Annotated in this window: 10 protein-coding genes; 9 read left to right on the top strand and 1 reads right to left on the bottom strand. The window is 66.8% G+C overall.

From position 1 onward, the window contains the following. Nucleotides 1-326 precede the first annotated feature (326 nt). Nucleotides 327-2366, top strand: coding sequence for an ATP-binding protein (locus tag AB0399_RS39815; protein WP_366414610.1), 2040 nt, complete (start codon nucleotides 327-329; stop codon nucleotides 2364-2366). Between the two features lie 87 nt (nucleotides 2367-2453). Here AB0399_RS39815 and AB0399_RS39810 read toward each other — a convergent pair whose 3' ends face one another. After that, the gene (locus tag AB0399_RS39810; RefSeq protein WP_366414609.1) at nucleotides 2454-3278 is read right to left on the bottom strand and encodes a site-specific integrase; all 825 of its coding nucleotides are present in this window, start codon (nucleotides 3276-3278) and stop codon (nucleotides 2454-2456) included. Between AB0399_RS39810 and AB0399_RS39805 the strand changes: the two genes are divergently transcribed. From AB0399_RS39805 to AB0399_RS39770, 8 genes are all read left to right on the top strand, one after another. Further along, a complete protein-coding gene (locus tag AB0399_RS39805) occupies nucleotides 3189-3686 on the top strand; it encodes a MobC family plasmid mobilization relaxosome protein (RefSeq protein WP_366414608.1) in 498 nt (165 codons plus the stop codon). The genes AB0399_RS39810 and AB0399_RS39805 overlap by 90 nt on opposite strands. A 354-nt stretch (nucleotides 3687-4040) precedes the next feature. Beyond that, entirely contained in the window at nucleotides 4041-4346 is a 306-nt protein-coding gene (locus AB0399_RS39800; protein ID WP_366414607.1) for a hypothetical protein, read from the top strand. 382 nt (nucleotides 4347-4728) lie between these two features. Beyond that, complete coding sequence (locus AB0399_RS39795) at nucleotides 4729-5241, top strand: ATP-binding protein (RefSeq protein ID WP_366414606.1); 513 nt, start codon at nucleotides 4729-4731, stop codon at nucleotides 5239-5241. A gap of 22 nt (nucleotides 5242-5263) precedes the next feature. After that, complete coding sequence (locus AB0399_RS39790) at nucleotides 5264-6025, top strand: hypothetical protein (RefSeq protein WP_366414605.1); 762 nt, start codon at nucleotides 5264-5266, stop codon at nucleotides 6023-6025. Between the two features lies 1 nt (nucleotide 6026). Continuing rightward, nucleotides 6027-6299, top strand: coding sequence for a helix-turn-helix transcriptional regulator (locus AB0399_RS39785; RefSeq protein ID WP_366414604.1), 273 nt, complete (start codon nucleotides 6027-6029; stop codon nucleotides 6297-6299). A 171-nt stretch (nucleotides 6300-6470) separates the two neighbouring features. Continuing rightward, nucleotides 6471-6848 carry a DUF6009 family protein gene (locus AB0399_RS39780; protein ID WP_366414603.1) on the top strand — a complete coding sequence of 126 codons (378 nt, stop codon included), beginning with the start codon at nucleotides 6471-6473 and terminating at the stop codon, nucleotides 6846-6848. A gap of 150 nt (nucleotides 6849-6998) precedes the next feature. Then, a complete protein-coding gene (locus AB0399_RS39775; RefSeq protein ID WP_366414602.1) occupies nucleotides 6999-7682 on the top strand; it encodes a hypothetical protein in 684 nt (227 codons plus the stop codon). 67 nt (nucleotides 7683-7749) lie between these two features. Next, entirely contained in the window at nucleotides 7750-8844 is a 1095-nt protein-coding gene (locus AB0399_RS39770; RefSeq protein WP_366414601.1) for an XRE family transcriptional regulator, read from the top strand. Nucleotides 8845-9148: the final 304 nt, after the last annotated feature.

Here is a 9148-nt window from a genome sequence, read left to right as displayed (position 1 = left end):
GGCACGACGTCGATGGCCCCCGCTGCTCGCTGGGGGGGCCATCGACGCGTGTGGTCTCAGTTCTGGTCTCAGTTGGCGCCCCGAGCCACGCCCCGTACTTGCCTGCACAGCGTGAGCCCGCCACTCATCTCTCAGGGCAGGGGGGTGACCTACTGGGTGACGCTACAGCGAGCAGAGAACCTTGAGCCGATCACGTGCATGCCGCGCTCGTCTGGCAACGTCTGGGTGCGGGCCCCGAAGGCGAGCCGACGCGAGCACGTCCGAGCACTGCCCTCCTCGGGGATCGTCGATAAGGTCGCTCCAACGACTGCGAAGGGATATGGCTCATGGCGCTGAAGACTTCCCTTGCGGGCCGAGTCCGGAACACAAGCCTGCCCAAGAGCCACGCCCTTTTGCCGCTTCTCGAGGTGATCGTCAACAGCATCCAGGCCATCGACGCTCGGCGCGACGGCTACGGCGAGCCCGGACGGATCGACGTTCAGGTACATCGCGATTCTCAGATAGAGCTGGACTTTGGCCCCGCGGGACCCGGACGCGCCCCCATGAAGCCGATCATGGGCTTCACCGTCGCGGACGACGGCGTGGGATTCACGGCGCAGAACATGTCCTCGTTCGAGACCTTGGACAGCGACTTCAAATCTAACCTCGGCTGCCGCGGCGTCGGGCGGCTGCTGTGGCTCAAGGCGTTCGACAGGGTGTCGGTCCGCAGCGCGTACGAGGACGAGAACGGGAACCTCCGGGGACGTCAGTTCAAGTTCTCAATCGAGCACGAGGTCGAGCACGACGGCGACGCAGAGGGGTTCACGCACCCCGGGGCTGTCGTGAGCCTCGACGGCTTCAAAAAGTCGTTCCAGGAGCACGCGCCGAAGGGCGTCGACGCCATCGCACGCGAAGTGTTCGAGCACTGCATCTGGTACTTCCTCCGGCCAGGCGGAGCGCCCCTCGTGACGGTCGCGGACGACGACGAGTCGGTGTCTCTGGCTAGCCTGATGGACGAGTTCATCGACTCGGCGATGTCGTCGACAAGGATCAAGGTCAAGGGCCAGAAGTTCGACATGCTGAACCTCCGGCTGAAGTCGTCCACGCGCAACTCCGTCCCCCGCCTCCACTGGTGCGCGGCGAGCCGCGTCGTCGTTGAAGAGAACCTGAGCGGCAAGGTGCCGGGGCTCCATGGCAAGCTGAAGGACGCGGACTCAGGCGAGTTCGTCTACGCGTGCTACCTGACCTCAGACTTCCTCGACGAGCGTGTCCGCTCCGATCGGACGGCCTTCGACATCAGCGACCGCATCGCGGGCGAGCCGCTCGTCGACGACCTTTCGCTGGACGACATCCGCGAAGCCGTCCTTGAAGAGGTTGGGAAGATCCTCAAAGATCCGCTCGAAACGGCCCGCGAGCAGGGCAAGCAGCGAGTCCACGACTTCGTGAGCAAGCGTGCCCCGCGGTACCGACCGGTGCTGGCCAAGATCGAGGAGCGCGGCATCACGGTTGATCCGTCGGTCAAGGACCAGGACCTGGAACTGCAGCTCCACGGGCACCTGCAGAAGATCGAGTCCGAAGCGCTTGTGCAGGGGCAGGAGATCTTCGCGGAGGCGGATGCGGAGCCGGCGGAGGGCTATGAGGAACGGCTCGCCGCTTACCTCAGCACCGTCAGCGAGATCAACCAGTCGGACCTGGCCGCGTACGTGTCACGCCGCCGGACGGTGCTAGATCTGCTCGGGCGTTTGATCCGCGCGGACAAGGACGGGAAGTACAGCCGAGAGGACGCGATCCACTCGTTGATCGTTCCCATGCGGACAGACTCCAACGAGGTCTCCTCCGACGGGTCGAACCTATGGATCGTCGACGAGAGACTCGCGTTCCACGATTACCTCGCCTCCGACAAGACACTGAAGAGCATGCCGATCACGGGATCCGAATCCACGAAGGAGCCCGACATACTCGCGACTCGGCTCATCGACTCGCCGGTGCTCGCGGCGGAAGGACAGAAGCTGCCGCTGCAGTCGATTGTCGTGGTCGAGATCAAGCGCCCAATGCGCAGGGATGCCACCGAGGATAAGAACCCAATCCAGCAGTGCCTCGACTACGTGAAGAGGATCCGCGCAGGGGGAGTGCTGACCGCGATGGGAAGGCCGATCCCGGCGACGCCCGCGCCGCCAGCCTTCTGCTACATCATCGCCGACCTCACTGAGAGGATGATCGAGCGGTGTGAGATCTCGAACCTACGGCCGACCCACGACGGGCTCGGGTACTTCGGCTTCAACGACTCCGCCAAGGCGTACATCGAGGTCATGAGCTTCGATGGGTTGGTCAACTCGGCCACGGAGCGGAACAGGGCGTTCTTCGACAAGCTGGGACTGCCCAGCTAAGGCCCGTATCCGATTGCGCCCTGGGTGTCTTCAGCCTGATGGGCAGCCCGCTTACAGGGGCTGCCCATCAGGCTGACGTGTAACCAGTTACTGGGCGTGCCCTTCGCCTGAGCCCCAGAGGGCTCCCTGGACCCTCTGAGCTGTGTCGTGAAGCAATGGGTCCGTCACGTGCTGGTAGCGCTTCGCCATCGACGCCGAGGACCAGCCCATGATCGCCATGACGATGCGCTCGGGTACGCCGAGGAGCAAGAGGACCGTTGAGGCGGTGTGGCGGGCGTCGCGGACGCCGGCTTCCTGGAGGAGTTCCTTCCAGTGGTGGTAGTCGGTGTTGGGGATCAGGGGCTCGCCGATCGGTGAGGTGAAGACGTAGCCCTTCTCCGTCCAGAGCTGGCGGGCGTCAGCACGTTCATGCGCCTGCACGTCGCGGTGCCGGCGCAGAAGCTTGACCAGCTCGTCGGGAAGGCCGATCGCCCGCCTGCCCGCACGGGACTTGGTGTCCTTCGTCTCTCGTCGGATCTGCGTGCGCTGGCGGCAGTAACCGGGTTTCCGGCCACAGGCGCCGCCGCAGCCGTGGGCGTACTTCGGCCTCAACCGTCCCCGCCGGACGCGGATGACTCCCGCGTCGAGGTCGACGTCAGACCACTGGAGGCCAAGCACCTCGCCCTGCCGGAGGCCAAGGGCCAGGGCGATGACCCAGCGGGCGGTGTTCCGCCGCTTCTCCGCGGCCAACAGGATGCGCTGGACCTCCTCGACCGTGTATGGCTCGATCTCCTCCTCTTCGAGGCGCGGCGCTTTGGCGATCTTGGCGACGTTCACCGTCAGGTGGCCTCGGCGGACGGCCTCGCCCAGCGCCACCCGGAGCGTGCGGTGGGTCTGGTGGGTGGTAGCGGGCTTGCTGCCGCCTTCCTGCATCTTCTTGTAGAAGCGCTCCAGGTGCTCGGGTTCCAGCTTGATGAGCCGGTGGGCGCCCAGCCCGGGTATGAGGTGGACGCGAACGGCGACCTCGTAGCCGGCAATGGTGTTCTCGGTGACGCTGATCGGCGCGATGTTCAGGTCCTGCGCGCCCTCAGCCGCATCGGCAACAACGTCAATCAGATCACCCGCGCGCTGAACAGCGACCTGCGGCAGCCGCTCCCAGATGCCGACCGCCTTATCGTGCTTCTGGAGCGGGTACCCGAACCACGTGTCGGCAGCCTGGCTCCCGTTGATGCGCTCCGCGATCAGGCGGGCGTCGGCGACAGAACGAAGTGCGCCTTCATGGTCCCCGGCGGAGGCGAGAGCCCGAGCGGTGACGGCCGCGGCGAGGGCGGCAGCCGCTGACGGCTTCCGGCCGGCTTCGGCGCGGGCGCGCGTGGCGAGGTCGGCCGCGGAGCGCGGGGCGCCGTAGTTGAGGGGGACCATCGCGTGCCGGGCCAGCGCCCAGGCGAGCATCTGCCGGTCGCCTGACTCGCGGGCCGCCTGCTCGGCGGTCGCGAACCAGCCGTGCGCGTCGCGCTGGTCACTGCGGTCGTGCTGGATGATCGCCACCAGCCCGGTGATACCGGCTGCCGTACGGGCCAGGTCCGCCCGGGTCCCGGCCGCGTGAGGGCGGCTGAGGACGTCTCTCAGTAGGCCGAGGTCGCCCCGCATCTCCGCGAGAACGACCGCCGGCGGACGGCCACGGTAGCCCCCGCGGTGACGTTCGAACGCCCCGTCCAGGTAGGCGAGATCACCGGCGTCGGAGCCGGACAGGGCCGCGTCGATGCCCTGCCTGGCCTCCGCGAGACCGGGCGGTGCGACCACGCTGGTTGTAGCGACGGCCGCCGCGCCGAGGAAGCGTCGTCGATCCACTTCCGTGCCCTCCTCTCCTTCACCGGGATCAGCCCCGTCGAGACGCTGGAGCCTGCGCCGCTGCCTGCTGAGTCTCACGGCCTGGGCGATCTCCTCCACCGGCATCCCGTAGACCTCGGCAAGAAGCGCGTGCCAAGCGGGAATCGGTAAGCGGCGCTCGGTCTCCCAGCGCTTCAAGTTCTCCGGATCGAACCACCGCCCGTCCTGCGCGTCTTGCAGGACGAGCGCCTGTTCCTCACGGGTGCGACCGGCCGACTCACGCGCCGCCCGCAGCATGGCGCCGATGGCATCTCGTGCCATCATGCCCGCCTCTCCAGTGTCTCAAAGTCCCGCGCCCGATCCTGGCCCCGCTAAGCGGCCCCCCGACGGGAAACGCACCCCCTGCCGGCACCCGCCATCATCGACGGCCGACGGTTGACTGAGGGCTCGAACCACCACTACAGCACGCGATCGGACGACTTCCCATAGTGCCCCTCGCGCGCCCCTCCCACTCCTCCGATACGGCCACACCTCGGTCGAAGGGCCATCCGTCATGCGCGCCTACAACACCCGCTTCTCCATGAACAGCGACCCCGCATCGGTCCCGGCCGCCCGCCGACGCGTCGATGAACTGACCACCGGCTGGGGGCTGAGTCTGGACGAGGACAGCACGATCGCGCTGAGGACGGTCGTGTCGGAGATGGTCACCAACGCCCTGCAGCACAGTGGCGGGCGGGAGTTCACCATCCGGCTGAGGGCCAGCCCGGCCGCACGACGCATCATTGTCGAGGTCCGCGACGACGCCGCTGCCCTCCCACTTATGCTCCCGCCCACGGACGATGCGGAGGACGGGCGGGGCATGTGGCTGATCCAGCAACTGGCCCTGGGTAGCGGAGCCGAGCACACCAAGTGCGGCAAGCGGGTCTGGGCCACTATCGCGATCCCTAAACAGACGCTGAGCCGCCGCCAGTTCCTCCTGCGTCCCGGCCGAGTCGCGCGAGCCGCCACCGCCCGGCTCACCGGCACCCGACGCTGCCCGATATCCGCCGACGCTCGCACCAGTTGACCCCCGCATTCAGCAAGCGGCTTTGTATCGCTGCCCGCAGGCCCTCCACCGTCCAACACCGCAAGAGACGGCGAAGAAGTCGAACGCGGAGCGGGATTTTCTGCCTGCAAGGCGAGGTTGCCGAGCCGCACCCACCAGCGCACACCTTCCCCTCAAGGAGACCGCGATCAACGAGGAGCACCCTGCCCAGGCTCCGCAGCCTGCGGACGCAGTCGAGCAGCCGAAGCCGTGGAGCACACCGGGTTCGTGGACGATCACCACGACGTCCGGTTTCGCGACGTCCGGCTACCTGCCCGACTGGGCGGAGGACGACCCCAGCGAGGCCGGCGTGCCGCTGGACCAGTTGCCGCTCCGGCTCGGCGGTATCAACCACAGGAACTTCTTCGAGGGTCCGATGATGCCCCTCACTGCTACGAACAGCAGGGACGACGCGGAGGAGGACGCGGTCTTCGCGGGAAGCATCGACTGCAACCCCTACGACACCGCCATACGCCTGCGCGTTCCCGTCGTGAACATCCAGGTCAGTCCCGGCCACTGGATCCTCGGCCTGGAGCCGCAGGAACTCGCCGACATCGCGTCGAAGCTGGGCGCGCAGGCCGACTTACTCCAGGACGAAGTCCTGCCCGCGCTCATCGCCGCCCGCGAGGACTGGTCCGCCCACCATCCGGAGCGACCGCTCACCACGTCCGTCCTGCCGCCAGGCCTGACCCAGGCAGAGGCCACGGCACGCTCCTCAGCGCCGCCCCACCAAGTTCAACACACCGATCAACCCGAGGGGCGCTGAAATGCCCGCCCGCCGCCGCACCCAGCCGAGCAGGCTCCACCAGGAGCCCGAGGCAGTCACATGGGCACGCGAGAAGGCCGGCCTGACCAAGCGGGCACTCGCCGACAGGATCGGCATCAGCGAGCAGCTGATGGGCGAGATCGAGTCCGGCTGGCGCAGCGCCACCCCCGCGAACCTCCTCAAGATCGCCGCAGCACTCAACTGCCCGATCGTCGTGCTGGAGCGCACGCGCGCAGGAGCCGGCGTTGAGCACAACGAAGTCCGCTTGCGCTGACGGCCCGGACCGACCAGCCGTGAATGCAGCCGTAGCACGTGGAAAGGCGCGGGCTGAGGGCGTGCCATCGTCTGTCGCATTCCCCTCGGCCCATTTGCCCCGGGGTTCAGAAAAGCTCCCTCACGCCGCTGGCCCCGCGTCAGACTGGCAGTTCATCGTGCCCAGATCTCTGTGGAGGCGGACGTGCAGGAGAATCAAGCGGCTCTGGAGTACGAAGAGAGCATCGTCTGGACTGAGGATGTTGGTGGCTTCGACTACGTCCGGCAGTCGGTAGTGCACAACGCTGGCACGCGTAGACGGCCAGTCCCTTGGACGGGCACGGGGCGGCGAGTCGGGTACGCAGTCCTTCGAAGCGACGCACCAAGTGGAGACGTGCCCGGACAGTTCATTCGTCGCGTGTTCTGGGTGAAGGAGCACGACCGCTCGGAACAACCCGACGGTACGTACAAGACGACGGCGCCCGCGGAGGCAGTCGACCCTCGCACGGTTGCCCCTGGAGTGTGGGGTGAACAAACCGATCGGGCCTGGGGCGCCGCAACCGGCATCTAGGCGGTGTGCTCGTCGGGGCCATCGTCGCCCCAGCGCGCTGTGGCCCCTCTCTTCGGCAGGTAGGCCGCCGCCCACCCGCGTCTTATAAAAATCGCCCCTCACTTGCGGTAAGGTCTCTATAAGTCTGCTGTCGATTCCCCGGAGGTCCCGTTGCCCCTGTCCCTCGTCGATCCGTCCTCTGAGCCCGAGGGCGTGCAGGCCCAGTTGGGTGGCCTGGGGACCAGGTTGGAGTTCCTGCACGATGTGCTGCGCGCGGGCGAGGCGGCGCGGCGTACCGCTGTGCCCAATGATCCAACTGGGACGGCTGGCCGGCGGGCTTATGAGGCGCATGTGCGGACCGTTCGTGAACTGCACATCGCGCAGCAGGGGTGGGCTCGGCTCGTTCACGGTCGCCTGGAGCTTGTCTGTAACGGGGACCGGTCGGTTGCGATGGGCGTGATGGTCGGGGACGCCGCTACGGGGCAGGCAAGCCTGTTCCCGAGGAACGCACGCCGGCGGGGATCGGCCACCGAGATGGTCACTCGTGCGAATGCCGGCGAGCGTGCACCACACGTACAGACCGCTCTGTTCGTGGCCGATGCCGGACCTGTCGGGGTCGCACTGAGCGAAGAGGAAGCCTTCGCTCTGAAGACGTGGTTCCTGCTGTCCTACCGCACCAAGACTGGTGACACGGTGCGGATCGACTGCGAGCTGTCGCGGCCTAAGAGGTTCGAGGATGGCTTCGTCGTCGAATGGGGAAGACGCATTCCGCTTCCGCCCCTCGTGATGGACGGGATCGAACATTTGAACGATTATGGGCCTGGGGAGATCGACATTCCGGTCGACTTCCGTTGAAGCCCACTGGTGGGGCGACGAATCCTGTCGCCTCACCACGCACCAACACTGATTGAGGCAGACCCACATGGTGACCCCGTCACGTATCACGTTGGCCCGCAAGCGCAGGGGCCTCACCCTCGCTGAGCTGTCAGGACGGGCCGGGGTATCGCTTCAGAGCTTGTCGAACTACGAGACAGGGCGGGCCGCACCTCGATCTGACACCCTCTGCAAGATCGCCTCAGCGCTGGACTTCCCTGCCAACTTCTTCGGCGGTCCCGCACTGGACGAACTTCCCGCCGAGGGCATCTCTTGGCGTGCCCGCAGCAAGACGTCAGCGAGGATACTCGAAGCCGCTCGGGCCGCCGGTGCGCTAGGCGCGATGCTGTACGACTGGATCGACGAGCGGTTTCGCCTTCCCCTCGCCGACGTGCCTTCGCTGGGCAAGCCCGACCCGGAGACAGCTGCGGGCATGGTCCGCACCCGATGGGGACTGGGGGAAGCCCCGGCCCCCAACATGGTGCATCTCCTGGAGGCTCATGGCGTACGGGTGTTCTCCCTCGATCCAGAGCACGCTGAGGTCGACGCATTCGCGGTATGGCGCGACGGCGTTCCGTTTGTCTTCCTCAACACGCTCAAGTCAGCCGAGCGTGGTCGCTTCGACGCAGCTCATGAGCTGGGCCACCTCGTGATGCACGGCAGCGAGCATGCCTGTTCCGGCCCTGAGGCTGAACGGCAAGCGAACGAGTTCGCCTCCGCTTTTCTGATGCCGCGCTCGAGTGTCCTTGGGCACATGCCTGCTGGCGCACACATCGACCAGATCCTTCGGGGCAAGCAGATCTGGAACGTCTCCGCTATGGCCCTTACCTATCGCATGCATGACCTGGGTCTGCTCTCTGACTGGCAGTACCGGTCCACGTGCACTGAGCTCAGCCGTCTGGGGTACCGGTCCGGCGAGCCACAAGGCATGGGCCAGCGTGAAACGTCGCAGGTGCTGACCAAGGTCTTTGCCGCACTGCGCTCGAAGCGCATTCGCGCTTCCTCGGTGGCGGCTGAACTCGGGCTTACCAGCGATGAGATGAACCGGCTCCTGTTCGGGCTGACCCTCACCACAGTCGTTGGTGACGGCCAAGGCGCGGCGGCTGCTGAGCGGAGCTTTTCAATCGTCCCTTCACAGCCATAGCCACACGCAGGGGCGTGGCCCAGACGGCCGGCGGAGGCAAAGGCGGGGCGGCAGCGCCACCTCGGAGACGCCTATCGGGCCTTGGTGCCCGTTAGCTTGAGGCGTCAAGTTGGCTCTGGATAGCCAGGCAGAGTGAGCGGCGTTGGTATCAGGGGCCGGTGAGGATCCATCGACGGCAGATGGAGCCGGTAGTGCTCCCCGTTTAGGGGGGACGACACGGACTCCTTCGCCTCGTCCGGCGCGTGGACTCCGAAGAGGCGGCGACCTGCTCGACCGTCACGCCCGGGCCGCGGTTCCTCGCCCC

The sequence above is a fragment of the Streptomyces sp. NPDC088194 genome (assembly GCF_040702025.1).
Lineage (GTDB): Bacteria > Actinomycetota > Actinomycetes > Streptomycetales > Streptomycetaceae > Actinacidiphila.
Note: the sequence above shows the minus strand (reverse complement) of the source record. Positions and strands in the feature narration are given on the sequence as shown.

Coding starts and splice junctions, on each gene's coding strand:
- AB0399_RS39815 (WP_366414610.1), top strand. CDS start 327: ATGGCGCTGAAGACTTCCCTTGCGGGCCGAGTCCGGAACACAAGCCTG.
- AB0399_RS39810 (WP_366414609.1), bottom strand. CDS start 3,278: ATGCAGGAAGGCGGCAGCAAGCCCGCTACCACCCACCAGACCCACCGC.
- AB0399_RS39795 (WP_366414606.1), top strand. CDS start 4,729: ATGCGCGCCTACAACACCCGCTTCTCCATGAACAGCGACCCCGCATCG.
- AB0399_RS39785 (WP_366414604.1), top strand. CDS start 6,027: ATGCCCGCCCGCCGCCGCACCCAGCCGAGCAGGCTCCACCAGGAGCCC.
- AB0399_RS39770 (WP_366414601.1), top strand. CDS start 7,750: ATGGTGACCCCGTCACGTATCACGTTGGCCCGCAAGCGCAGGGGCCTC.